The 25,245-nt window shown below is 40.2% G+C and carries 30 protein-coding genes; 15 read left to right on the top strand and 15 right to left on the bottom strand.

Annotated elements, in window-relative coordinates; translation table 11 throughout:
• Nucleotides 1–239: 239 nt before the first annotated feature.
• From H4075_RS01615 to H4075_RS01605, 3 genes are all read left to right on the top strand, one after another.
• Nucleotides 240–953: an endonuclease/exonuclease/phosphatase family protein gene (locus tag H4075_RS01615; RefSeq protein ID WP_182803531.1), complete on the top strand. Its 714-nt coding sequence runs from the start codon at nt 240–242 to the stop codon at nt 951–953.
• A 175-nt stretch (nt 954–1,128) separates the two neighbouring features.
• On the top strand, nt 1,129–1,503 hold the full coding sequence (locus H4075_RS21770) for an RDD family protein (RefSeq protein WP_182803529.1): 375 nt from the start codon (nt 1,129–1,131) through the stop codon (nt 1,501–1,503).
• 97 nt (nt 1,504–1,600) lie between these two features.
• The gene (locus tag H4075_RS01605; RefSeq protein ID WP_182803528.1) at nt 1,601–2,683 is read left to right on the top strand and encodes a glycoside hydrolase family 130 protein; all 1,083 of its coding nucleotides are present in this window, start codon (nt 1,601–1,603) and stop codon (nt 2,681–2,683) included.
• Nucleotides 2,684–2,695: 12 nt separating this feature from the next.
• On the opposite strand, the gene H4075_RS01600 is transcribed toward H4075_RS01605, so the two are convergent.
• Nucleotides 2,696–3,259 (bottom strand): hypothetical protein, encoded by a 564-nt coding sequence (locus H4075_RS01600; RefSeq protein WP_182803526.1) that lies wholly within the window; start codon nt 3,257–3,259, stop codon nt 2,696–2,698.
• 114 nt (nt 3,260–3,373) lie between these two features.
• Between H4075_RS01600 and H4075_RS01595 the strand changes: the two genes are divergently transcribed.
• The 4 genes from H4075_RS01595 (at nt 3,374) to H4075_RS01580 (ending at nt 8,604) form a co-directional block, all read left to right on the top strand.
• Complete coding sequence (locus tag H4075_RS01595; protein WP_182803524.1) at nt 3,374–4,153, top strand: hypothetical protein; 780 nt, start codon at nt 3,374–3,376, stop codon at nt 4,151–4,153.
• A 96-nt stretch (nt 4,154–4,249) separates the two neighbouring features.
• Nucleotides 4,250–5,347 carry a VIT1/CCC1 transporter family protein gene (locus H4075_RS01590; protein WP_182803523.1) on the top strand — a complete coding sequence of 366 codons (1,098 nt, stop codon included), beginning with the start codon at nt 4,250–4,252 and terminating at the stop codon, nt 5,345–5,347.
• A 141-nt stretch (nt 5,348–5,488) separates the two neighbouring features.
• A complete protein-coding gene (locus H4075_RS01585; RefSeq protein WP_182803521.1) occupies nt 5,489–6,757 on the top strand; it encodes a sterol desaturase family protein in 1,269 nt (422 codons plus the stop codon).
• Between the two features lie 131 nt (nt 6,758–6,888).
• Complete coding sequence (locus tag H4075_RS01580) at nt 6,889–8,604, top strand: tetratricopeptide repeat protein (RefSeq protein WP_182803519.1); 1,716 nt, start codon at nt 6,889–6,891, stop codon at nt 8,602–8,604.
• Between the two features lie 8 nt (nt 8,605–8,612).
• On the opposite strand, the gene H4075_RS01575 is transcribed toward H4075_RS01580, so the two are convergent.
• A complete protein-coding gene (locus tag H4075_RS01575) occupies nt 8,613–10,424 on the bottom strand; it encodes a BatD family protein (RefSeq protein ID WP_182803517.1) in 1,812 nt (603 codons plus the stop codon).
• A gap of 185 nt (nt 10,425–10,609) precedes the next feature.
• Nucleotides 10,610–11,326 carry an SDR family oxidoreductase gene (locus H4075_RS01570; protein ID WP_182803515.1) on the bottom strand — a complete coding sequence of 239 codons (717 nt, stop codon included), beginning with the start codon at nt 11,324–11,326 and terminating at the stop codon, nt 10,610–10,612.
• A 109-nt stretch (nt 11,327–11,435) separates the two neighbouring features.
• Between H4075_RS01570 and H4075_RS01565 the strand changes: the two genes are divergently transcribed.
• Nucleotides 11,436–12,137, top strand: a complete 702-nt coding sequence (locus tag H4075_RS01565; protein ID WP_182803513.1) for a YjjG family noncanonical pyrimidine nucleotidase — start codon at nt 11,436–11,438, stop codon at nt 12,135–12,137.
• A gap of 91 nt (nt 12,138–12,228) precedes the next feature.
• Here the strand turns inward: H4075_RS01565 and H4075_RS01560 are convergent, their stop codons facing one another.
• The 4 genes from H4075_RS01560 to H4075_RS01545 are packed head-to-tail and all read right to left on the bottom strand — an operon-like array spanning nt 12,229 to nt 15,524.
• Complete coding sequence (locus H4075_RS01560; RefSeq protein ID WP_182803512.1) at nt 12,229–12,885, bottom strand: phosphatidylserine decarboxylase family protein; 657 nt, start codon at nt 12,883–12,885, stop codon at nt 12,229–12,231.
• A gap of 37 nt (nt 12,886–12,922) precedes the next feature.
• Entirely contained in the window at nt 12,923–13,588 is a 666-nt protein-coding gene (locus tag H4075_RS01555) for a M949_RS01915 family surface polysaccharide biosynthesis protein (RefSeq protein ID WP_182803510.1), read from the bottom strand.
• A complete protein-coding gene (locus H4075_RS01550; protein ID WP_182803508.1) occupies nt 13,588–14,493 on the bottom strand; it encodes a phosphatidate cytidylyltransferase in 906 nt (301 codons plus the stop codon). Before H4075_RS01550 ends, H4075_RS01555 begins: the two co-directional genes overlap by 1 nt.
• Nucleotides 14,494–14,519: 26 nt before the next feature.
• Complete coding sequence (locus H4075_RS01545; RefSeq protein ID WP_182803506.1) at nt 14,520–15,524, bottom strand: CPBP family intramembrane glutamic endopeptidase; 1,005 nt, start codon at nt 15,522–15,524, stop codon at nt 14,520–14,522.
• A gap of 42 nt (nt 15,525–15,566) precedes the next feature.
• Between H4075_RS01545 and dusB the strand changes: the two genes are divergently transcribed.
• Nucleotides 15,567–16,607 (top strand): tRNA dihydrouridine synthase DusB, encoded by a 1,041-nt coding sequence (gene dusB, locus H4075_RS01540; protein ID WP_182806555.1) that lies wholly within the window; start codon nt 15,567–15,569, stop codon nt 16,605–16,607.
• A gap of 87 nt (nt 16,608–16,694) precedes the next feature.
• Entirely contained in the window at nt 16,695–17,024 is a 330-nt protein-coding gene (locus H4075_RS01535) for a DMT family transporter (protein ID WP_182803504.1), read from the top strand.
• A 5-nt stretch (nt 17,025–17,029) separates the two neighbouring features.
• Here H4075_RS01535 and H4075_RS01530 read toward each other — a convergent pair whose 3' ends face one another.
• The 5 genes from H4075_RS01530 to H4075_RS01510 are packed head-to-tail and all read right to left on the bottom strand — an operon-like array spanning nt 17,030 to nt 21,266.
• Nucleotides 17,030–17,542 carry a hypothetical protein gene (locus H4075_RS01530; protein ID WP_182803502.1) on the bottom strand — a complete coding sequence of 171 codons (513 nt, stop codon included), beginning with the start codon at nt 17,540–17,542 and terminating at the stop codon, nt 17,030–17,032.
• A 23-nt stretch (nt 17,543–17,565) separates the two neighbouring features.
• The gene (locus tag H4075_RS01525; protein WP_182803500.1) at nt 17,566–18,555 is read right to left on the bottom strand and encodes an MBL fold metallo-hydrolase; all 990 of its coding nucleotides are present in this window, start codon (nt 18,553–18,555) and stop codon (nt 17,566–17,568) included.
• A 2-nt stretch (nt 18,556–18,557) separates the two neighbouring features.
• Entirely contained in the window at nt 18,558–19,190 is a 633-nt protein-coding gene (trhA, locus tag H4075_RS01520) for a PAQR family membrane homeostasis protein TrhA (protein WP_182803499.1), read from the bottom strand.
• Nucleotides 19,191–19,194: 4 nt separating this feature from the next.
• Nucleotides 19,195–19,875, bottom strand: a complete 681-nt coding sequence (locus H4075_RS01515; protein ID WP_255460280.1) for a glutathione peroxidase — start codon at nt 19,873–19,875, stop codon at nt 19,195–19,197.
• 5 nt (nt 19,876–19,880) lie between these two features.
• The gene (locus H4075_RS01510; protein WP_182803497.1) at nt 19,881–21,266 is read right to left on the bottom strand and encodes an aldehyde dehydrogenase family protein; all 1,386 of its coding nucleotides are present in this window, start codon (nt 21,264–21,266) and stop codon (nt 19,881–19,883) included.
• A 125-nt stretch (nt 21,267–21,391) separates the two neighbouring features.
• On the opposite strand from H4075_RS01510, the gene H4075_RS01505 reads away from it, so the two are divergent.
• The 4 genes from H4075_RS01505 (at nt 21,392) to H4075_RS01490 (ending at nt 23,362) form a co-directional block, all read left to right on the top strand.
• The gene (locus H4075_RS01505) at nt 21,392–21,829 is read left to right on the top strand and encodes a nucleoside deaminase (RefSeq protein WP_182803495.1); all 438 of its coding nucleotides are present in this window, start codon (nt 21,392–21,394) and stop codon (nt 21,827–21,829) included.
• Between the two features lie 3 nt (nt 21,830–21,832).
• Entirely contained in the window at nt 21,833–22,135 is a 303-nt protein-coding gene (locus tag H4075_RS01500) for a DUF6958 family protein (protein ID WP_182803493.1), read from the top strand.
• 101 nt (nt 22,136–22,236) lie between these two features.
• Nucleotides 22,237–22,599, top strand: a complete 363-nt coding sequence (locus H4075_RS01495; RefSeq protein WP_182803491.1) for a hypothetical protein — start codon at nt 22,237–22,239, stop codon at nt 22,597–22,599.
• 163 nt (nt 22,600–22,762) lie between these two features.
• Nucleotides 22,763–23,362, top strand: a complete 600-nt coding sequence (locus H4075_RS01490; RefSeq protein ID WP_182803489.1) for a superoxide dismutase — start codon at nt 22,763–22,765, stop codon at nt 23,360–23,362.
• Between the two features lie 78 nt (nt 23,363–23,440).
• Here the strand turns inward: H4075_RS01490 and H4075_RS01485 are convergent, their stop codons facing one another.
• On the bottom strand, nt 23,441–24,004 hold the full coding sequence (locus H4075_RS01485; protein ID WP_182803487.1) for a DNA-3-methyladenine glycosylase I: 564 nt from the start codon (nt 24,002–24,004) through the stop codon (nt 23,441–23,443).
• 56 nt (nt 24,005–24,060) lie between these two features.
• On the opposite strand from H4075_RS01485, the gene H4075_RS01480 reads away from it, so the two are divergent.
• On the top strand, nt 24,061–24,558 hold the full coding sequence (locus H4075_RS01480) for a GNAT family N-acetyltransferase (RefSeq protein ID WP_182803485.1): 498 nt from the start codon (nt 24,061–24,063) through the stop codon (nt 24,556–24,558).
• On the opposite strand, the gene yidD is transcribed toward H4075_RS01480, so the two are convergent.
• Both yidD and rnpA read right to left on the bottom strand, forming a co-directional pair.
• Nucleotides 24,540–24,806, bottom strand: coding sequence for a membrane protein insertion efficiency factor YidD (gene yidD, locus H4075_RS01475; protein WP_182803483.1), 267 nt, complete (start codon nt 24,804–24,806; stop codon nt 24,540–24,542). The genes H4075_RS01480 and yidD overlap by 19 nt on opposite strands.
• Nucleotides 24,787–25,224 (bottom strand): ribonuclease P protein component, encoded by a 438-nt coding sequence (gene rnpA / locus H4075_RS01470; protein ID WP_255460279.1) that lies wholly within the window; start codon nt 25,222–25,224, stop codon nt 24,787–24,789. Before rnpA ends, yidD begins: the two co-directional genes overlap by 20 nt.
• Between the last annotated feature and the right edge of the window lie 21 nt (nt 25,225–25,245).

The following is a 25,245-nucleotide window of genomic DNA, read 5'->3' as shown; positions in this document are numbered from 1 at the left end:
CTTATTAGCATGTCGTATTATTTGATCTCATTCTGTTTCCTAATCTTTAGCCTCATTGTTTTATTCAAGCAGAAGAATGTTCGATTCTTTATTCTTCTATTTATATTAACTATAACTTTTGCTTATTGGGGTTCCCAACTAGATGCTTTGAGTTGTATAATATGTGCAAGAGCATAGATTACAAAAATGACATAGAAAAATGCGCTTGCTGATTCAAAAAAACTATACTAAACTTTTGCATGAGATTAATAACCTGGAATTGTCAAGGAGCTTTTAGAAAAAAAGCAAACGTCATTTTGCTTGAACAACCAGACATTTTAGTTATTCCGGAATGTGAGCATCCCGACAAAATATCTTTCGATACTACAACCATAAAGCCTAACAACATACTCTGGTTTGGCGACAATAAACACAAAGGGCTTGGTATTTTCTCTTTCAACAATTATAAGTTGAAACTTCTTGACCAGCATAACGCTGATATAAAGATTATTTCGCCAATATCTGTTACTGGCGGCCAACTTGATTTTACACTTTTCGCCATTTGGGCGAACAACCGCAACGACCCGGATGGACAATACGTAGAGCAAATTTGGAAAGCAATCAAGCATTATGACCAACTATTAAGCAGTGGGCCAACCATATTAACTGGCGATTTCAACAGCAACAAAATCTGGGACAGGCCAAAAAGAATTGGCAATCATTCAGCAGTGGTTGATAAGTTAACCGAAAAGAACATCCACAGCGTTTATCATAAGTATCAAAAACAGGAACAGGGAAAAGAAAGTCATCCAACTTTTTACCTGCAACGAAAAAAGGAAAAACCTTATCATATCGATTATTGTTTTGCTTCTGAAGACCTTTATAACAAAGTGGAAAGCTTCGAGATCGGGTCATATGAAAACTGGATAACTCATAGCGACCATACTCCGCTAATTATCAGTTTCAATATTTAAGATTTTCACCGCTCTTGGATATCATCGAAAAAAACACGCCGAGGTTGCGTCTCCCGACCAACCGCATAAATTATAACAAATAAAACCCGGCTATGTGCATGTGTCGTTGGTGAAAACACCAAACGACGGCGGACCGGATACATTTCCTATCTTTAAAAAATCGAAAATAATTCCAATGGAGAACACCGATTCAATATTCTCTGACATACAAAATTCTGAAACAGAGGCTTCTTATTTTCAAAGATTACTGGCCAGTTTAATTGACTTTGCTGTTGAAATTTTTATAGTTTTTTCTATTTATATAATTATACCAAAAGAAATCATCTTAGGATTAATAGGCTCTAATACTTACACCAGTTACTTTTTAATCTTTTTTATACTATTCCTATACAGATTCATTTGCATTATAATCTTCCAGAAAACAATTGGCATGATGCTGTGCCGTTTAAAATATCTAAACGGTGACCTGGAACCATTGTCTATAAAGCAAAAATTAATAGCTGTGTTTATACCCCGAACACAATCGGTTAAATATTACAAAATCAATTAACACCTGTTTATCACAAGCACTACGTTTGTACTATCGTAGACGAAATTCTTATCAATTCTCTACCCGCATTTTCCTACCTTCCTGTAAACTTGCCGGCATGAACAAGGTTTTCATTTTCCTTTTCACTATTCTTCTATGCGGTTGTACTGAACAACCAAAACAAACAGCAACAACAACTAACAGTTGGGCAATGCTCAACTTTGTAAAAGTGGATAGTCTCAATCCTATTCTGCAACCTGATTCGTCGCAGCAATTTACTTGTCCCTTGAGTAAACAAACGGTGAACTGGGAAGAACGCAATGTACTCAACCCATCAGCCGTTGTAAAAGATGGTAAAGTGTATTTGCTCTACCGTGCACAGGACAGGCAGATGACTTCACGCCTTGGTCTTGCAGTGAGTGATGATGGTTTACATTTCACCAAACTGCCGCAACCCGTTTTCTTTCCCGATAATGACAGCATGAAAATTTATGAATGGAAAGGTGGTGTGGAAGATCCACGTGTGGTGGAAAGCGAAGACGGCACTTATATTCTTACTTATACTTCTTACGATGGTAAAACAGCCAGACTTTGTTTGGCTACTTCTAAAGATCTGCGAAGCTGGACCAAACATGGTTTGGTATTAAATGATGAGAAACATAAAGATGTGTGGTCGAAGTCGGGGGCCATTGTTGCCAAACAAAATGGGGAGAAGATCGTTGCGACAAAGATCAATGGGAAGTACTGGATGTATTTTGGCGATACAGATCTGTTCATGGCATCGTCTGATGATTTGATTCACTGGACCGTTGCTGAAAATGAAGAAAGCAAAAAGATGATCACGGTGTTACATCCACGTATGGGTTATTTCGACAGCCGGTTGGTAGAACCCGGTCCGTATGCGTTGCTGCAGAACGATGGCATTCTGTTGATTTATAATGGAAGTAATGCAGCCAACTTCAGCGACAGCGGTATGCCGAAGTTTACTTATGCTGCCGGTCAGGCATTGTTTGATAAAGAGGAACCGTGGAAACTCATCAGTCGAACTGATTCAAATTTCATTCGTCCTGATAAAGATTATGAGCGTGTGGGCGAAGTGAATGAAGTGTGCTTTGTAGAAGGCCTGGTTTATTTTAAGAACAAATGGTTTTTGTATTATGGAACGGCTGATTCAAAGATTGCTGTGGCGGTGAGAGAATGATTTAGTCTACTCTTATTTACTCTCTTCCAATTCAAAGAAGTATCTATTTCTATCAAATCTATCTACATACAATTTAATTTTCCCATCCATAACATAAAGCTGTAGGGCTATTTTGTCAAATGGGAAACCCTGACTTGCATATTTTTTCACAGTTCCTCCTTCCTGATGCCAGTAAAGAAAGCTCGATTGAATTACTTTTTCAGTTTTTGTTACTTCTTCACTAAACATGATATGACTTCCTCTGGCCATCCAAGAAATGTCTTTGTCTTCCACCTCATGATAGTAAGTTCCATTTCTGAATTCGCAGGCATCATGATCAGGTAATATTATTTCAGCCTTAGCTTTAAATCTTTTTAACTCTTCCAAGAATTCTAAATATTTGCCGCTTGGCTCTTGTAACTTCTCGTTGTCTTTTCTTGTCAATGCCCATAAGCAAGCCGCAGCAACAATAAAACACATTACCTGAGCAATTCTGGGCGATCGGATCAGTTCACCTTCATAAGTCCACAAGTATATCCCTGCAATTAAACTCACAATCATTATCGCAGTAAAATATAAAGGCCTGAGATCTCTCATATATATGAAAAATACAAAAAAGTAACAAATCTCGTCCTTTACCTCATCTGTAAACTTTAAATACTGCAACACATAAATCCTTAAATTGAGCTTAGAACTACAACTGCCTTATTCATGAGAAAAATATCCCTGCTTGTTTTCCTGTTTCCAACCTTGTTGCATAGCCAGGTAACTGTGAAAGAGATCAAAGAAACGCATCCGCTCAGAAAAACAGAGGAATACATCTTCCCCATCATTAAAGGAAAAAGCGGCACAGTATCTAATCGCATCAACAATGCGCTTTGCAGTGATTTTTTAGATGTTGACAGGAACAAAATCAAAAAAAGCATTTTTGAAAACATTTGGCCCGGTGAAGAGAATAATTTCGGTTTGCTTTCTGATATTTCCTACGAAGTTTTGCAGAACAGCAAACGCATTTTAAGCATCAGTATTTCAGCAGAAGGTTGCGGCGCTTATTGCGAGCCGTTCACCCGTTACTACAATTTCGATCTGCAAACAGGTAAAGAATTTAAACTGGAAGAGTTATTAACTCCTTCCGGTAAAAAGCTGTTACTCGAAGCAATGAACAAACAAAAAAAGGAATTGCTGCAACAGAAAATAAGATCAGCCAAAGAGTTATTATCAAAGAAAGGTTCGTCTGTTGATAAGGATGATAAAGAATACTATGAAGAGATGATCGAAGTTTACAGCAACTGTCTTAAAAGCCAGTTGTACAATTCACTTGAATACATACAATTCAGCCTGCAGGAAAAAACACTGGTTGTTTTTGCCGATCGTTGTTCAGCACACGTTAACCGGAATGTGGATGAACTGGGTGATTTTGAATATGGCTTTTCGCTTGCTAACTGGAAAAAGCATTTCAGCACTTACGGTCTTTCCCTTATAACAAAGTGAAAGCTGTAATTCCGCTTTTCAAAATCAGTTCTTCAGCCAATCAACATCATCGCAGTTTGGGTCGCTTCTGTTTATCTTAATCCTTTAAGACAAGCTATGAACCAGAAAAATATTCAAACCGAAATAGATGCCGCTTTTCTCTACAATAAACTGGCAATTCATGAAGATGATCCGGTTATTGCCAATGTATTCAGGCAAATGAGTGAAATTGAAAACAGTCATGCAGTTGCATTTGCTGCAAAAGAAAAGATCGACACTTCACTTCTTCCCAAACCATCGTGGCGGGCAAAAACCTTAAACCTCATCGGTAAAGTATTTGGATATGATTATGTGTTGGGTACATTGATGGATACAGAGAAAAGTATTTCGAATGCAATCGTTCAAACCAAAAAGAAAAATAAAGAAGTCCTTACCGGAAGCGAAACAACGCATGTAAAAATCCTTCGTTCCATTTTAGAAAAAGAAGTGGAAGTATCGGGTAAACAAATTTCACGCTTTGAAAAACGACACCGTTCTGTTGGTGGCAATGCCATTCGTGCAGCTGTGTTGGGTGGTAATGACGGATTGGTGTCCAACTTCAGTTTGGTAATGGGCATTGCAGGTGCCACACAAGGTCAGCAGGGAGTTTTATTAGCTGGTCTTGCAGGGTTATTGGCTGGGGCCTTATCCATGGCATTGGGCGAATGGATCTCTGTAAAAAGTTCGCAGGAGTTATACGAGAACCAGATGCAACTGGAGATGGAAGAGCTGGAAGTAAATCCTGAAGGAGAGAAAAAAGAAATTGCCTTGATCTATATGGCCAAAGGAATTGATGAACAGAAAGCTTATGTTCTTGCCGATGAATTAATGAAAGATAAAACGCAGGCACACGATCTGTTGGTGAAAGAAGAACTGGGAATTGATGCAGACGAATTAAAAGGATCGGCTGTTGAAGCGGCTGTATATTCTTTCATTCTATTTGCCATTGGCGCCATTATACCTGTTGCACCATTTATGTTCGCCAGCGGTGCTGCCGCCATTGGCATAAGTGTTGCGGTGAGTGCATTAGGTTTATTCCTGATCGGCGCTGCTATTACTTTGTTCACCGGAAGAAATGTTTGGTTCTCGGGTTTCAGACAGGTGTTATTTGGTTTACTTGCTGCAGCTATCACCTTTGGCATTGGTAAGTTGATCGGCGTATCTATTGCAGGATAAGCAAAATAAAAGAGATTATTTTTTAAAGACCGCAGTTTATGCCAACGCAATTAAAATGTTTGGCAAAGCCTGCAAATATCAACCGGTGAGTGGTATTGCATTAGAAACAGATGCTGTCTAATTTTAGATAAACATTTTGTTATGAATGTATATGCACTTTTATCACCGCTGGCAATACTGTTGCTCTTACTGGAAATTGTGTATTGTGTGAAGAAGAAAAACGGTTACTACAGTTTCCAGGATACTGTTGCCAATCTTGCAACCGGCATCGGCAACCAATGTATCAATCTTGCTGTTCTGTTTTTTGTGTATCACTTTTACGGATGGCTGTACAATAATGTGGCGCCGTGGAAAATTCCTGCTACATGGTACAGCTTGCTGATACTTCTTCTGCTGCAGGATTTTATTTTCTATTGGTTCCACCGGGTGGGGCATACCATTAATATTTTCTGGGCGGCACATATGCCCCATCATTCATCAGAAGAAATGAATTTGTCGGTAGGCTTGCGTGCCAGTTTTACCCAACGTATGTTCCAGTTTTTATTCTTCGATTGGATACTCGCAGTGATTGGCTATTCTCCTGAGATGATCTATTCTATGGCAGCAGTGCATTTGTTTCTTGCTTACTGGCATCATACCCGTCTGATTAAGAAAATGGGAATTCTTGAAAAGATATTTGTAACACCTTCACATCATCGTGTACATCATGGTGTCAACACGCAATATCTTGATAAGAATTTTTCGGAATTCCTCATCATCTGGGATAAGATCTTCGGTTCGTTTGAAGAAGAAAAAGAAGAAGTATGTTATGGTGTTACACATCCGCCACGCACCTGGGACCCGATCTATATCAATATTCAATATTGGAAACAATTGTGGGATGATGCTGTTGCTGCCGACAGTTGGTGGGACAAGATCCGCATCTGGTTTATGCCATTAGGCTGGCGGCCAAAAAATGTGGGACAGGCTTTTCCAAGAGTTGGCTACACAAGAGAGAGCCAGGTGAAATTCTCCAGCAAGCAATTCCGTAATACAAAACCCTACATCATTGCACAAATTGCAGCGGGTTTAGTTTACATGTTCATCACCATTAACCTCACCATGCCTTTGACCATTACTGAACGGTTGATCATGACTGCCGGAATTTTTATGATGACGATCGGCTGGGGCGGTATTCTTCGTGCAAAAAAATGGGCGGTGGCACTCGAGATGTTCCGCTTATTGTATATGCTTGTTACACTCATTGCCATTCTTAATGCACATGGTATGGCTGAGTGGATCGGTTGGCAAATGATCGCCGGTTTAATATTTGTGGGAGCATCGGTTTTATGGATGGGCTTTTTCTTCAAATCACATGCGTTGGAAGGTGAGGCAATACCTGTACATCCTGAATTACATGTATCAGCCTGATCAGCAGAGTAAGATCATTTGTTGCATGGATATAACTTTCCGGTTACGGGGTATAAATTTTGTGTAGCTTGAGCTATTGCATCAACATTCTCGCAAAAGCTCTTCAGTAGTTTTTAAAAACACCCGTGGTAATGAATAAATTATTTCAAGGTCTTACAAGAGCTGTATTTTATTTATTCCTGTTACAGCTTACCGCATGTAAAGGAACAAGTACAGCTCCATCAAAAGAAGAAATCAGTGAGATCGATCTTAAACGTGGAAATGTTGTGCTGTGTGGACCTGCCGATGAGCAATTCGGCACTGTTGAATTTATCACTTCGTGTTCCCCAAAAACCAAAAAAGACTTTGACCTGGCGATTGCCTTATTGCATTCGTTTGAGTATGATGAAGCGGAAAAAGTATTTGCAAAAGTGATTGAAGAAGAACCAACATGCGCCATGGCTTATTGGGGAGTTGCCATGAGTAATTATCACCAGGTATGGCCATCGCCGCCAACTGAAGCTGAGCTGAAGAAAGGAACAAAAGCCATCTTGATTGCACAAGCTTTAAAGAATAAATCAAAAAAAGAAACAGATTACATTGATGCGATGGCATTGTTCTACAAAGACTGGAATACGATCGATCATCGTAGCAGAACACTCTTTTTTGAAAAAGAAATGGAAAAGCTTTATACGAGCTACCCTGCAGATAAAGAAGTTGCTGCGTTTTACGCCCTGTCACTTGTAGGCGCCGCAGATCCTGCTGATAAAACATATACCAAACAACGGAAAGCAGGAACCATCTTAACGGCTCTTTATCCGAATGAACCTAATCATCCCGGGATTGTGCATTACATTATTCACACGTATGATTATCCCGAGCTTGCGTCGCTTGCATTGCCTGCTGCAAGAAAATATGCATCTATTGCTCCATCATCAGCACATGCACAACATATGCCTTCGCATATTTTTACACGTCTTGGTCTTTGGGCTGAATGTATACAATCAAATCTTATTTCAACTTCGTCTGCAAAATGTTATGCGGAAACGGCTGGCATCAAAGGTCATTGGGATGAAGAACTGCATGGCATGGATTATCTTGTGTATGCTTATCTGCAACGGGGAGAAAATAATTTAGCTAAACAGCAATGTGAGTATTTGAAGACTATAACAGAAGTATATCCTGTTAATTTTAAAGATGCTTATGCATTTGCAGCTATTCCCTCCCGCTATTATCTCGAAAATAAATTATGGAAAGAAGCGGCGGGCATGGAAATGCACCCAATTGATTTTCCATGGCAAAAATTTCCGTGGCAAAAAGCGATCACCCATTTTACACGGTTGATGGGGGCTGTTCATATAAACAAACTTGATGCAGCAAAAACTGAATTGAAAAATCTGGACAGTATGCGTCAATTATTGATCGCTGAAAAAGACATGTACAAAGCCAATCAGGTGTTGATACAATTAAAAACAGGCGAAGCGTGGATACTTTTTAAAGAAGGAAAAACAAACGAAGCCTTAGTTCAAATTACAGCTGCTGTTGAATTGGAAGATAAAACAGGAAAAAGTCCTGTTACTCCCGGAGAAATTATTCCTGCACGTGAATCAATGGCTGATATGTTATTGCAGATGAATAAACCAAAAGAAGCAATGGCAGCCTACGAAGCAAATTTGAAAACTCATCCAAACAGGTTTAATGCTTTATATGGTGCCGGATTAGCCAGCGAACTCTCTGGCGATAAAGAGAAAGCAAACCATTATTACAGTCTGCTGATCACAACATCTAATTCTCCAAACAGTAACAGACCTGAGATTGAAAAAGCTAAATCATTTTTAAAGAACGATGTCATCGCTATGCGAAAGTAAATGCAGATTTAAGATCGCTTATCCACTTCCTGCAGCAACTCTTTTGATTGTTGCATCAGCAGTTCCCTGTCATCTGTTATTTCCATTGGACTAAACACAGCTAACTCACAAGCTTGTACAAGTTCCTGGAATTGTGTTGCGAGATCGGGCCAGTTTTTTTGCTGCAGAGCCTGTACCAGTTGTGTATTGCTGATATTTTTTGTTTGTAGATCGAGGCGTTCAATTAAAAAATCCTGCACACCCTGCATGAGTAATGTATAAAACTGTTTTGGATGTAATCCCTGCAATACATAAGCTGCCGGTTGCAAATAAGCATCCATCGTTTTTTGTGGTTGGAGTTCTTCTTCCACTTGTTGTTGAGGTACAACAATACTTGCCTTTGCTTTCTGCTCTTTTTTGTGTTGAACGAAAAAGATACCGACGATCAATACCAGCAAACCACTGCCAACGCTTGCTACCCATACCCATCGTGGCAAGCCTTCCTTTACAATCGGCTCATCATGAAACACAGGGGTTTTCCGTTTAACTGCTGCCGTTACGTTCAATTGCAGACTATCGCTTGAAAGTGTATGATATGTTTTCGACTGTTCATCAAAATAAGTGAAGTTGATCTTTGGTATCGTGAACAATCCGGCTTTTGAAACAGCGAATGGAATGTCAAATGTTTTTGTTCCGCTGATGGGGGCATTGTGTTTATCGATCTCTTCGCTCAGTTTCGCATCAAACGAATCAACTCCACTTGGCCAGTGAACTGTGGGTGCTGTGATCATTGGAAGATTTCCTTTTCCCTTTATGACCACACGTAGTGTTGCGTAATCGTTTGCTGCAATCGTTTTGTTCAACAGCGATGCTTCCATGCTGAAATTGCCAACAGCCCCATCAAAGCTTGCAGGTTTGTTTTTTTCGGGCAGGTCAAGCACATTCACTTTTAATGAATCACTTTTCAAAATAATCGTTTCCTGAATGACATCGCCATTGCTGTACTCTTCTTCTTTTACTTTTTCCATCACAGCATCAAGCCAGGTATTTGTTTCTTTCGTGCTGCGTGCCCTTGCCCTGATCATCCGCACAAGATTCTCCACTTCTACCGGTTCAATTATCAGTTGTCCCGATTGTAAAGGAAACAGCTGTACTTTACGAATGAGGTAGCAGTTGTACAATTTTCCATTGTACATTTCTTTGGAAAAAATTCCTGTCTCCGGTTGTTCCATATCTACAACCGAAAAGCCGTTGAGGGATGGACGCTTAACAATTTTTGATTCACTGTCGAGCCGGGTAAATAATTTAAACGTAGCCAATACCGGTTCGCCTACATAGCAACTATGTTTATCGATCGTTGCTTTAATGAACAAGTTCTTCGCCACTTTATCTTTCAAATTTTCATTCGGCATCAGGTAGTAATCAGGTCGTTCTTCTTCTACCTGTTTTATTGAACCTGCTTCTTTAACAAAAATGACAATGGGAGATGATGTAGCGATCTTTCCTTTTGCTTTTACAATCGCCGATGCAATCGGTAACCGGCCTTTTATTTTGGGGCGAAGTGTAATGGTATAAGTAATGTATTCTGAAAGTGAACCGTTCACCCATGTCCATCCATTGGTTTGATCGAAGCCGCTCATCTGTTCAAAATTGCGGAAGGAGGGTGGTGTAAAATCATCGATCTGGCTTGCGCCTTCAACCACAAACTGCAGTTGAAAATTTTCGTTTTGCTGCACCACTGTTTTGCTGGGTATCACAGACAATTTCACCTGTGCTGCAGTACAAAAAGACAACAGCAGAAACGTCATCACCCAAAACATATATAATGGACGCTGCAACATGAGAATACAAATTTAACGCAAGAGTACCGTTAGGCTATGGCAGCGAATGTTAAATCGACCCTTGAATTATTTGATTGGAGGATGTGAATGATGAAAGCTGTTCAACAGGTAATGAAGGAATTGACAATGAGCAATAAGCAAATCTGTGTTCATCCGTGGCTAATACTTCATTATATCATCAGCGGTTATAAGTCACCCAATTGCGGCCTGATGATAATATCTTCCACACAAGCCTGCGGCGAAAGCTGTGAACTGGCATATACCAGTTTGGCAATATCGTCTGCTTCCATAATACGTTTGCTCGAATTATCATAATCGCCCCATGAATCGGTGAGTACGGCACCGGGAAAAACAGAGGTCACTTTAATCAGGTGCGATTTCATTTCTTCACGCAGATTTTTACTGAAGCCGTGCATGGCATATTTACTGATGCTGTATGCGCCGCCGTTTTTATAAGCATGAAGCGAAGCAATGGAACACATGTTAAAAATATGTCCACGTGAACCGCTGACCGGGCTTTGCTTCATCATTTGCGGTAACAGTTTACGGGTAAGATGGTAAGCGCTGTAAAGATTTGTAGCGATCATTTCTTCGAGGAAACCATCTTCTTCATTGTAGACGCTGCCGGGTAAAAAATTTCCGGCGTTGTTCACCAACACATCAATGTTGAAGCTGTTGTCGAGCACCCACTTACCGAAACTATCTACCTCTTCACGTTTACTGAGATCCCTTGATTTGGCTTTGATCTTTACGCCGGGATACTTGTCCTGCAACTCCGCCATTGTTTTGTAGATCGCTACTTCACTTTTTGAACTGAGATACAGGGCATGGCCATTTGCTGCAAATATTTCTGCAACGGCCTTGCCAATTCCTCTTGATGCACCGGTGATGACAACGTTCATATTTTCAGATTTTACTGTGTAGATTGCAGGTTTTAATCAACATTCAATCAGTTGGTTTGTTTACAAGATACGTTCTTACAAATCTAAAATCGTAATTCTGAAATCTGAAATGAAATATCGTCACTTGTTTTTTGACCTCGACCATACCCTTTGGGATTTTGATGCCAATGCCATGGAAACATTGGCTGATGTGTATAAAGAACTTGATTTGCAGGCAGCCGGCGTCAACGATTTTGATCTATTCTGCAAACACTATCTTCATCACAACGCTATTCTGTGGGACCGCTATCATCATGGCTACATTTCGGCTGATGATCTTAAATGGAAACGGATGTGGCGCACCTTGCTGGAGTTTAAAAACGGCAGCGAAGAACTGGCCCGTAAAATGAGTGGTTATTTTTTAGAAGTATTGCCCACTAAGCAAAACCTGTTTCCCTATACACATGAAATACTGCGTCATTTAAAAGAGAAAGAATACAAACTTCACCTCATCACTAATGGTTTTGAAAAAACACAATGGCGCAAGCTTGATAACAGCAAACTGGGAAGTTATTTTGAAGAAGTGATCACCAGCGAAAGAAGCAACAGCGTAAAACCAAACAAAGAAATTTTTGAATACGCACTTCACATCACCGGCGCACAAGTTCACGAAAGCATTATGATCGGCGATAATTTAGATGCAGATATTCAAGGCGCCATCAACGCCGGGATGGATTCGATCTTTGTGAATCACATAAAAAGCGATCTGAAAGGTGTTCAACCAACTTATGTGATTCATCATTTGCAAGAATTAGAAACTATTTTTGAATAAGCAATTGTCATTAGGCAATATGCAAAAAAGCCTGACCGCTAAGTCAGGCTTTTATTTGCCAATTTATTATTGCTAAATGACTATTGACTCATCAATATTCCGCTAACACCGTAACCCCACCCTTCACAACTTCATTCAACTTCACATTGATCTTTGTACCCGGAGGCAAAAGAATATCAACACGTGAACCGAATTTAATGAACCCGAGTTCCCCACCCTGTTCTACTTTTTGTCCGGGTTGGAGATAGTTAACGATACGTTTTGCAACAGCACCTGCAATTTGTTTTACAAGGATTACAATACGATCGTTGCTCAACACCACGCTATGTCGTTCGTTTTCGGTAGATGATTTCGGATTCCATGCAACAAGGTATTTGCCTTTATGGTATTGCGAATAATTCACCTCGCCTGCTATTGGATTCAAATTCACATGCACATTCGCCGGGCTCATAAAGACACTCAACTGAATACGTTTGTCTTTAAAATATTCAACATCAGTAATCTCTTCAATCACCACCACTTTACCATCGCAAGGACTGTAAATAACATGTTCGTTTTTGGGTGTAACACGCTTTGGAATACGAAAGAAAGAAACGATAAACAGAAAGAAGAATAAGGTCACTGCAAAAATGAGCCAGGAAAGCACTGGTAATGTGGGGCTGATAAAATTAAATGCCAGCAGATTAATGATCACAAACAATACCGCCGCAATAGAAATACTTTTAAATCCTTCTCTGTGAATAGTCATGAAACAAATTTGAACAGCGAAAGTACAAAGATTCGGTCTATTGGTATTCCTGTTTACCAAACTTCTGCCAACGCTCTACTGCGTATGCAAGAAAAGCCTTCGGTGCATTACTGAAGGCAGTATCGGCTTTCCAGCTTCCGCCAATGGTATCTTTCTGCAACAGCATCAGTTCTTCGCCACGGATGGCGTATTTCTGTGCGCCTTCATACATGATCAATTTCTTTTCATTCGGACTGACGTCGCCTTTGCAGCTAAGTGCATACAACATCGTTATTTCAGCAAGTCCGTTACTGTCGAGATCAGTGATGGTTAAATGATCATCATAAAACGAGCACACAATATCTAACCCGCAATTGTTGATTTCATCCATCATCTTCCACTTCGTCACAAATCCGCTATCAGTTTTTTGAAAGAGTACGGCTGAGAGCTTTGCAGATGCATTGGTCTGTCCTTTTTCAATATACGCACCGGTTTCATATAACACCAGCCAGTTTTCACCCGATACATCATGCCATTTCTTTGCACGTTTTAATTGATAGGAGCTGGGCAATGGCAACAATGCACTTACAGCTGCTGTTACTTCTTCCACCTCTGATACTACCTTCTCATCCTGAACAACAGGCGCTTTATTACTTTCCTGTTTTTTGTTTTTACAGGAAAGCATCAGAGAGAAAAGAAACAACAACACACAACAACGCATCATCAGTTTATCAGTTTTAACAACAACCACACAAATGGTGTTGCAAGTAATAAAGAATCGAAACGATCAAGGAAACCACCGTGGCCCGGCATAAAACTTCCACTGTCTTTTACATTGGCTAACCGCTTCAGTTTACTTTCAAGCAGATCGCCAAAGGTGCCGGCAACCGCAGCAACTGCTGCAATAACAGCCCATAACCATGCAACAGATGATTGACTCAAGTAACCCAACAACCACATCACCCCCACTGCTAAAATAATACCACCAATGGTTCCCTCCCATGTTTTTTTAGGCGAGATGCTGCTGAGTGGTGTTTTGCCAATGAGCGAACCAACAATATAAGCCATGGTATCGTTGATCCAGATAGAACCAATAATGATCAGCGGTACAGCATAACCGCTTATTCTTGCCAATAAAGTAGAAATATTGGTAAAGGTATCTTCTCCATTGTGTGGCATCCACATACCACCGCTGCGTAAATGCAGGAGCAATGCCCAGCTAAGTGAAATATAGATCAATCCGAAAATGGAATGAGCAATGTATTTAAAGTTGAACTGTTTAGAGAACAGCAATTCGCTGATCGGCACCAATAAAAACCCTGCGAGCATCAGTATCCATCCAATAGAATGAAGTGAGACATTACCGCTGATATACCAATCTGCTGTAAAGAATAACATCAACCCATAACCACCAATCATTACACCGTATTTATGAAAAGGATTGATCGTTTGATAGCCTTTATCGATCAACCCAACCAATTTCTGATACTCGAACCAGCAACCAAAATGAATAATACTGAAGAGCAACAGAAAACTCCATTTATTCCACAACAAACCAACAAGCATTACCACCACAAATAAAATTGCTGTGAGTGCACGTGTGCGGAATGTTTGCCAGTTAAAAGCCATGAGGAAGATTAGTGTTAATGGAACTGTTATACATCTTTACTAGTTTTTGAAGTAAGCCCTGAGTAAGGCTGTAATTTTTCATACAACAACACTTCTTTTACCCTTATCTTTTCAGCATTGCTAGCTGAAATCATTTTAAACAGATAGGCTGAACCAATCAAAAAAACGAAACTTAATCCAACAGCCCACCATGGTAAATCAGCATCCAGCTTTGACACATCAACTTTTTTATCGGCTTTACTTAAAGCGAAAATTTGTATCAGAGCAAATGTATTATTAAGAAAATGCACCACAGTGCCCACCCAAATGTTTCTGCTTTTATAAAAAATCCATCCAAGTCCAATTCCAAGTAACACTCTGCTTAAGAAAAGGTAAATTGACAGATGTATGAGGCTGAATATTAAAGATGAAACTACAATAGCTGCAATTGGACTTTTCCACCATCGCTGTAACGTATTTTGCAGAGCTCCACGAAAAAACATCTCTTCAAACAAAGCCGGAAAAAAAGCTATTATAAATACAGCTATAATAAATTCACTCCAGCTTGTAAGATTGCTCATTAAAGCAACCTGGTCATTATATAGTTTTTCTAAATTCTCGGCCTTTTTTAAGACAACCGGGAAGTATGTAACGATTTCCTTACTTAAATCGGCAAGTGGCTGTGCGACAAGATTCGCACAAAAGAGTAAAACAAAGCCCACAACAACCTGTGCGGGAGTAAAATGCTTTGAAAAGCCAAGCCATAACCAATTTTTGGAGTGGCATAACCGTAAGAAAAGATAAGCAGGTATTCCCATCATCAAGAAAGTACTGACAACCTGTAGGACCCTTAGGGTATTCACATGTTTAGGGTTACCCATCGCTTTCATCATCTCGACAGCTATGTCATTCATCTTCGTTCCGGCAGGAACAAGCGAAAAGCCAACGATTAACTGAACAACTGCTGCAACCATAAGCCCCAAACCTGTAAAGAGCAGTAAAAAACCTATTTGACCCCAGCCTGTGAAACCTTTTACGCTTCTATATTGCATATCTCTGCTATAAACTGATTAAATTTGCAATTCTTTTTGAACGTGGTAAAGATAGGTAACATATCGCTTCCTGAATTTCCGCTCCTCCTTGCGCCCATGGAGGATGTGAGTGATCCGCCATTCCGTGCAGTTTGCAAGGATAATGGTGCAGATATGATGTTCAGTGAATTCATCAGCAGCGAAGGTTTGATTCGTGATGCCATCAAAAGTCGTCAGAAACTCGACTTTGAAGAAGAGGAACGTCCTTTCGGTATCCAGATCTTTGGTGGTGATGAAGAAGCGCTTGGTATGAGTGCCCGCATTTGTGAAACCGTAAATCCTGACCTGGTTGATATAAACTTTGGTTGCCCGGTGAAAAAAGTAGCGATGAAAGGTGCGGGTGCCGGTGTGCTGAAAGATGTTGACCTGATGGTGCGGTTAACCGCCTCCGTTGTTAACTCCACTTCGTTGCCCGTTACTGTAAAAACAAGATTGGGCTGGGACGACAATACCAAGAACATTGAAGAAGTGGCCGAACGTTTGCAGGATGTTGGTATTAAAGCTTTGAGCATACATGGTCGTACACGTAGCCAGATGTATAAAGGCGAAGCCGACTGGACCTTGATCGCTAAAGTGAAAAACAATCCACGTATTCATATCCCAATTTTTGGAAATGGTGATATCGACAGTGCTGAAAAAGCATTGGAATACAAAAACCGTTACGGTGTTGACGGGGTGATGATCGGTCGTGCTGCTATTGGCTATCCCTGGATCTTTAACGAGATCAAACACTTTGTAAAAACAGGCGAACACTTAGCACCACCAACCATTGAACAACGAGTTGAAGTTTGCAGAAAGCATTTACATAAATCCTTTGCTTGGAAAGGCCCAAAAGTTGGCATTTTTGAAATGCGCAGGCATTACGCTAACTACCTGAAAGGTTTGCCCAATATTAAAGAATACCGTGGCAAATTAGTCACGCTTAATACCGTTGAAGAAATTGATGCGGTGCTGGATGAGATCGTTGTGAAGTTCAGTGGATTTGAATTTGCTCCTTCGAAGATTGAATTGATCAACTACCACGAGAAGTGTCCGATTGATTAACACGCCAGAGTCTGGCCGCCTTGAAGCGGCCAGACCTCACTCGCCGATTAAATGCAGTTATCTTTGCGGCAATAACAATAATCATTCATGAACTGGATCATCCTCATCATTGCAGGTTTGTTTGAGGTAGGTTTTGCAACCTGTCTTGGTAAAGCAAGAGCAACCAGTGGAACTTCATCTGTTTACTGGATGATTGGTTTCTTCGTTTGTCTCAGCATCAGCATGCTGCTGCTGTACAAAGCCACGCAAACATTACCAATTGGTACAGCCTATGCAGTGTGGACAGGCATTGGTGCTGTTGGAACAGTGATCATGGGAATTATTTTCTTTAAAGAACCGGCCGATTTCTGGCGCTTGTTTTTTATCACCACACTTATTGCTTCTATTATTGGGTTGAAGGCGGTTTCATCGCATTGATAAACTCACTTGCTTATAAAAGTCTCTAATCCTTTTGTATAGATCTCTGCACGACGTTGTGCTGCAATATCAAGAAACAACGCAGCAATAGCCATTAAAAAAAGTCCTGCACCTATTCCACTCCACAATTGCTGTGCGGTATTTGTCCTGAAATAAAAGAAGAGAACGATGGCGACAATTAAAAACACAATTTCAGCAATAAAGATTACACGGAAACTCTTCATCACCTTCTGCATGCGGGGGTATTCTTTTTGTTTCAGTTCATCAGGATTCAGATCGTAAGCATATACATTTCTGATACGGTCATCATCACTGCGTTTATAAACAGTGAACCCAATGCCGCCTGCGATCAATCCTACAATGATCATGGGAATAGCAGCACCTTTGTAAAAAGGCGTTTTCAAAACAAAGAATAAAATGAGTGCGGCAATAACAGCAACTATGCCAACAGAAAGAAAAAAGAGACTGCCTTGCTTCTCTGCAGAGAAGTATTGCTCAATGTCTGTTTTGCTGAACATGATGAATGATTTACAGTAAGATACTAAAACTGCAATTTGTTTCCGATAGAAAGATGATTGACTCCCGCAATACCGAGCTTCTCTGCCAGTAATATCAATTCCTGTTTCGGATAAAAGACCGGCTCATCACTTAAATCGAATGTGCCGTGATGCATAGGAATAAGTTGTTTTGCTTTCAATTGTTCAAAGGCAACTAAAGCATCTGCCGGACTTGTGTGTGCTGTATTCATAAACCACTCTGGTTTGTAGGCGCCAATGCCCAGAACAGCCACATCAATATTGGGAAAGAGTTGTGCAATTTCTGTATAGTGAATTCCTAAACCGCTGTCTGCACCAAAGTAGATCGTTTGTGTGGGAGACTGCAACATAAAACTTCCCCACAGCATATCATTCATATCGTGCAAGCCACGACGGTTCCAATGTTTGGCAGGCAAATAACTCACCTGTACATCGGTTTCCAATTGATACTGTTGATACCATCCGGCTTCAATGATCTGGTTAGTGATTCTCCAGCTTCGCAACAGAGGGGTGATATTTAAGCCTGTGAGAATAACCGCTGATGGATTTAATGCACACAGTTCAATCATACTTCTTTTGTCTGCATGATCTCGATGATTATGTGACAATAAAATAAAATCGATCTGCTTCAATGCTGCCACATCGCAAGGCAGTGGTGTAAACCGCTTCAAAGGACCGACGTTGTACAACACAGGATCAACAATAAAATGCTTTCCGCCAAGAGTAAACAGAAAGCATGCATGTCCCATCCAAACAATACCATCTTCCCTGTTGGCCGTGATCTGTTGATTTATTGAAACATCAATATTCGTCTGCTGATTTCGCTTCAATGATTTAAATGGATTTTTTTCTGTTTGCCATTTCAGTAACTCAGCGAAAGAACGTTCAGAAGGTCCGTCGAGATTGACGTACTGTTGTTTTGTATTCAGCAGGTTGCCGTTCCAATTTTCTTTAATGAACGACAGCGAGGAATTATGTGTTGGTAATTTTGCCATGCTTACACCATTAATAAAACAGCCACATAGTGACAGATTGCTGCCGATAAAACAAACAGATGCCAGATAACATGGTGATAAAGGAATTTTTCCCAGAGATAAAATATTACGCCAATACTGTACAGTACACCACCTATAATGATCATGATCAAAACATCGAAGGGGACTGCGGCAAAAAATTGCCTGCCGCTGAATAATAGTATCCACCCCATACCGAGATAGATTACTGTTGACACATAATTAAACTTACCGGTGAAAAATATTTTAAAAAAAATACCAATAAACGTAAGGCTCCACAATACAACCAACATGGTAATACCTGTTGGGTTCATCATGTAGTTTAACAGAAAGGGTGTGTATGTTCCGGCAATAAGGAAATAGATGCTGATATGATCGAACATATGCAGCACTCTTTTTACACCAGGATGTTGAAATGCATGATAAAGTGTAGAGAATGTAAACAACAGTAAAAAGCAAAACGCATAAACAGCAGCGCCGATAACAGCAGTATTATGATTTTTGGTAGCAGCCAATGCGCTTAACACCGGCAATGCAGCAATACCAAAAATGATCCCGATGCCATGGGTGATGCTGTTTGCAATCTCAAGACGAAGATTAGTTTGCTGTTCTGTCATATTCCTATTTTTCAACTTCCTTTATTACCTGTTCACTCATTGGTGAAACAGAAGGATCAAAATAATGCGTGAGGACACCTTCTTCGTTCACTAAATATTTTGAAAAATTCCAGGTAGGCATCTTGTTGTTCCAGCCATTCTTTGTTGAATCAGTCAGCCATTGAAATATTTCATTCTGATCTTTGTGCTTAACAACACTGCTTTTTTTCATCAATGGGAACGTAACACCAAAGTTTATTTTGCAGAATGCAGCAATGTCTTCATCACTTCCTTTTTCCTGTTCTTTGAAGTCATTAGCAGGAAAACCGAGTATCACGAGTTTATTCTGAAATTTTTCATGCAGCTTCTGCAAGTCATCATACTGGCCGGTATATCCACAATCACTGGCTGTATTTACCAACAACACCTTCTTTCCTTTTAGTTGTGAAAAGTCATACGTTGTTCCATTGTTCATTACTGCTTTCAATGTATGAAATGGCACAGCAGGTTTTGCATGCTCATTCGTAAATGCATCATTGTTCTTACCGATCACTTTTGTAAAAGCAATCCACGCCGGATAAACTGCTTTCAATAATTTTTGTCTTGTTGTCATATCTGCACTGTTTCGATTTACGTAAAAGAAATAACTGATTGCCACAAGAGCAATCACCACTAAAACAACGGCAAATCGTTTAAGTTTACGCATCAGCTTTATTTTCTTCCCAAAGCCAACCGCCAGAGGCGGAGTTTTGATTTACTGAACGGAGGATAACGGAAAAAAGGCTCAAACCAATTCACCTTCTTTACAATACCCTTATAGTGTGTAAATGTATCGAACGAAAACTTACCTAAATGTCCACCATGACCACTTGTGCCAATACCACCAAACGGAATACTGCTGCTGCCTAACTGGTAAATAGTTTCATTGATACAGCCTGCACCAAAACTGATCTTCTCCACAAAATAATCCTGTGTTGCTGTTGATGTGCTGAAAATATAAACTGCCAACGGATTGGGGTTCAGATCAACCAGCTTCAACACTTCTTCATTCTCTCTGTAAGTAAATACAGGCAATACCGGACCAAAGATCTCTTCACGCATTACAGCAGCATCTGGTTTAACATTGTCAATGATCGTTGGACCTATGTGCCTGCTTTCTTCATTCACATCACCACCATAAAGAACGTTTCCATCCTGCAAATACTTTACGATCGACTGAAAACGACGGTTATTAATAATGCATCCATAGTTATCATTCGCTTCCCTGTCAGTTCCGTAACACTCTTCAATTGTTTTGATAATTGTTTGAATGAGTTTGTCTTTAACACTTTCATGCACCACAAGATAATCGGGAGCTACACATGATTGTCCGCAGTTGAGCAGTTTTCCCCACACAATTCGTTTCGAAGCCATTTTGAGATCAGCACTTGCATCAACAATACATGGGCTTTTACCGCCAAGCTCCAGTGATACAGGTGATAATTGCTTTGCTGCCATACCCATGATCTTTTTCCCGATTTCTGTACCACCTGTGAAAAAAACATGCCCGAAATGAAAATGTTCCAGCAATTGCGGTACCACTGTTTCACCATGGCCTTGTACAGCATGAATATAATCAGCAGGAAAATGTTTATTGATCAGTTGTTCCATTAAAGTAGAAGTATGATGACTTAACTCCGAATGTTTAATGATCACCGTGTTACCAGCCGCTATTGCACCTGCAACTGCACGATAGGTTAACAGCACCGGATAATTCCAGGGAGAGATAACGATCACATTGCCTACAGGCTCAGGATAAAGTTTGGTAACTGAAGGCAAAAGATATAATGGCGTTTCTACTGTTTGAGGTTGCATCCATTGCCGCACACCTCTTAACTGTACCCTTATTTCTTCATACGTCGGACCAAGTTCAGTCATGTACACTTCCTGCTTATGCTTACGCAGGTCTTTATACAAAGCCTCTTCAATCAGCTGTTCGTTGTTACGAAGCAATGATTCCAGTTTTTTTAATTGCTCTTTACGAAATACAACTGTTCTCGTAGCACCTGATTTATAATAAGCAACCTGGCTATCGTATAACGTTTGATATGGATTCATGAATGGCTTTCGTGTTTAAACTGTTCAGGCAATCGGTTAGAAAGAAGTGTGCTTGCAAATGTAATAAAGCTTTATTCTTCTTTTCTGCTCTTTCTGTTAAGTGATTGAATAAGTACCTTCGTTGTATGACGGATGAACATTTCATGAAACAGGCATTAAAGGAAGCAGAGCTGGCGTTTGAAGAAGGTGAAATTCCGATCGGTGCTGTAGTGGTTGTAAATAACAAGATTATTGCCCGTGGGCATAATATGACGGAGCGTCTTAACGACCCCACTGCTCACGCAGAGATGATCGCATTAACATCGGCTTTCAGTCAAATTGGTGCAAAATATTTACCCGAAGCTACTTTGTATGTAACCGTTGAGCCTTGTCTCATGTGTGCAGGAGCATTGTACTGGAGCAAAGTAACCCGTATTGTTTGGGGTGCTGATGATGAAAAAAACGGACACAAACGTATTACAAAAGATCACTCGCCTTTTCATCAGAAAGCTGAAATTCTGAAAGGTGTTCTGAAAGAAGACTGTGTAAAGCTGATGAAAGATTTTTTTAAGGATAAACGATAATAGATGGCAAAAGCAACTTCAAAAAAGATCATTGTTACACATCCGGTAACAGGAACGGAACGGAAGTTTGATGTTGCTATTTACGAACCGGTTAAAGCCGCTATACTTCAAAGTCTGAAAAGCAGCAAAGGAAAAACCTTCACCGAACTTACCGATGATGTGGTGAAGATCATCCGCAAACAAATACCTGAATTTAAAGGTTCGATTCCCTGGTATACCATCTCCATCCGTCTCGATCTTGAAACAAAAGGCATCGTTGAAACCTTTGTTGAAAAAGGCAAAAAACTGAATCGTCTTGTAAAATAAGTCGAATCAATAGCACGCAAATGCTTTAACAAAATCTTCTTACAGTTACTTACAACTTCGTGTAATTGTACACATCTAATCTGTGTAATAAATATCTACACATGAAAAAGATCATTGGTTTTGCTATACTCAGCCTGGTCTTTCTTTCAGCTTGCCGAAAGACCGATTTACAACCTGCCCCGATTGATGAGTCACAATGGTTGGAGAAAGAACGTGGTGTGGTTGTGTTTTCCGATTTCAATTGCGATTACATCGTTATTGAAACAGCTAACGGTTACACGGTAGCCGAAAACTGGTCGTTCCGCCCAACCGTTGGCGAAGTGCTTTATGGCGACTTTAGTTACTATGGCGTAAGAAGTATTTATAACCGCAGCCGTGGTAACCTCATGTCGATAAATATTCGTGATATCTGGTTAAGTTACTACCAGGCACAAGATCAAATCAACTGGTACTGTTCCCAATAAAAAACCCAAAGCCCAATGGAGACAGGGAATGCAGCAGTGCATTCCTTTCTTTTTTCTCTCGGTATGCTAATTGCTGTAAGTTTAATCGGTCTGCATTTTAAATTATCTGTTTGTACATTTGTTCTCCGTTAAACAATTTCGTAAAATTTAAAACTTACAGAACATGGCATTTACATTAGCACCTCTTCCATATGCACATGATGCACTGGAGCCTCATATTGACACAACCACTATGCAGATACATCACGGCAAACATCACCAGGCTTATGTTGATAATCTCAACAAAGCTGTTGCCGGTACTGAGCACGAAAGCAAAACCATTGAGCAGTTAGTAGCTGCTGCAGGAAGTATTTCACCTGCAGTACGTAACAACGGCGGTGGTCACTGGAACCACACTTTCTTCTGGGAATCATTAGCAGCAAACGCTGGCGGTACACCAACGGGTGCATTGGCTGATGCGATCAATGCCGCATTTGGTTCTTTTGATGCATTCAAAGAAAAATTTGCAGCAGCCGGTATGACCCGTTTCGGAAGTGGCTGGGCTTGGTTGATCGTAAAAGATGGCAAGCTTGAAGTTACGTCAACTCCTAACCAGGATAATCCAATGATGGATGTTGCTGAAGTAAAAGGCACACCCATCCTTGGTGCCGATGTTTGGGAACATGCTTACTACTTAAAGTATCAGAACCGTCGTGCAGATTATTTAGCTGCATTCTGGAATGTAGTTAACTGGAGCAAAGTAGCTGAACGCTTCGGTAAATAATAAATAGAAGTCTCACCAAATACAAAGCCGTTTCAAAAAATGAAACGGCTTTGTATTTTTCTCCTATCGGAACCGGGGTTATTTCTTCTTCCAGCAATCATCTGCATGGTCATTCACCATACCACTTGCCTGCATAAACGCATAGCAAATTGTTGAGCCAACAAACTTAAACCCACGCTTTAATAAATCCTTGCTCATAGCATCCGAGATCTCCGTTTTTACCGGCACATCACCCATCCCTTTCACTTTATTTATAATTGGTTTGCCGCCAACAAACTGCCAAATGTATTTATCAAAACTGCCAAACTCTTTTTGTATGGCGAGATATGTTTTGGCATTCTGTACAAAGGCATTCACTTTTAAACGGTTGCGTACAATGCCTGCATCCTGCAACAATGCCTCTATTTTTTTGTCGCCATATTTTGCCATCTTCTTTGCATCAAACCCATCAAATGCTTTACGGTAGTTTTCACGTTTGTTGAGAATAGTGTACCAACTTAAACCAGCCTGTGCCCCTTCGAGGCAAAGCAGTTCAAATAATTTATCATCGTCGTGCAAGGGTGTTCCCCATTCCTCATCATGATATGCTTTATACAGATCATCTTTTAAACACCAGCTGCAGCGTATCTTTTCTTTTGCCATGATTTTTGCTTTGTACTCTTGCAAAGTAATTAATTTCACAGTCCCTAACAGCACAAATGATACGCAAAGCAACCAGCCAGGATTTTGGATTTCTTTACTATTTGTACATGCACCCGCATGTAAATCCTTTCCTGTTGTATGAGTTTATGCATCCGGAAGATTTTCGCAGTGTGTTCAACGAATTACAAAACAAAGGTGTGCTGTATATTTTTGAAGATGCCGGCGAATCCATTGGTATGTTCAAACTGGTGCCGCAGCATTACCGTAATACACATATTGTTTATCTCGGTGGTTTGGCCATTGATCCGGAAGAAGCTGGTAAAGGTTATGGTTTGCGGATGATGGAAGAAATAAAAGAATATGCAAAACAGCAAGGCTTTCTGCGTATTGAATTAACTGTTTCTACTGCAAACGAAAAAGCGATTCAGCTTTATCTTAAAGCAGGTTTTCATCACGAAGGTGTGTTGAAGAAATACACGTATTTAAAAAGTAAAGATCAGTACGTTGATGAAGCCGTGATGGCTTACTTGTTTGATCATGGCACAGGGTCGTAACCACTTCCACCCCAGGGATGACATTTACTTATTCGCTTCATCGTTAACCACAAACCTTTGATAGGTCCGTGTTTCTTCAATGCTTCAATTCCGTATTGACTACAGGTCGGCGTATATCTGCATTTAGGTCCAATAGCAGGACTGATCACATACTGATAAAAACGAATCAATAAAATAAATGGAAAGCTCAGCACTGTTTTAATACTGCTGTACTTTTTAGGGTTTGTATCAAGATGCTGACTGCACATTGAGTTGTTCCAGTTTATGTAAAGCTAATCCCGTCTTTTCGGCTATTAATTTATACTCAGGTACTTCTTTACCGGTGAAAATAAAAAACACATGCAGCTGTTTGTTCTCCTGTTTCAGTTTTTGTTGCAGTTCATTTTTTTGTAACCGCCAGGCTTCACGAATCAATCGTTTAATACGATTTCGGTCAACCGCCTTTTTGAAATTTCTTGTGCCCACAGCAACCCCAAACAGCAAGGGACTATCATCAGCAGACAATGGTTGAACAGCATAGTACACCCGCAAAGGCGTAGCAGAAAATGTTTTGCCTTCTTTAAACAGAAGTTCGATCTGCTTACGGCTTTTCATCCGTTCGTTTTTACCAAGTGTATATCGTTGTGCTGTTTCCAAAAAACTGAAATGAGATTGTAAAAATAACACCGTTTGCAAGGCAGCTGTAAA

It is taken from the genome of Lacibacter sediminis (assembly GCF_014168535.1).
In the GTDB taxonomy this organism is placed as follows: Bacteria; Bacteroidota; Bacteroidia; order Chitinophagales; family Chitinophagaceae; genus Lacibacter; species Lacibacter sediminis.
This window is presented reverse-complemented; position numbering and strand designations above follow the sequence as displayed.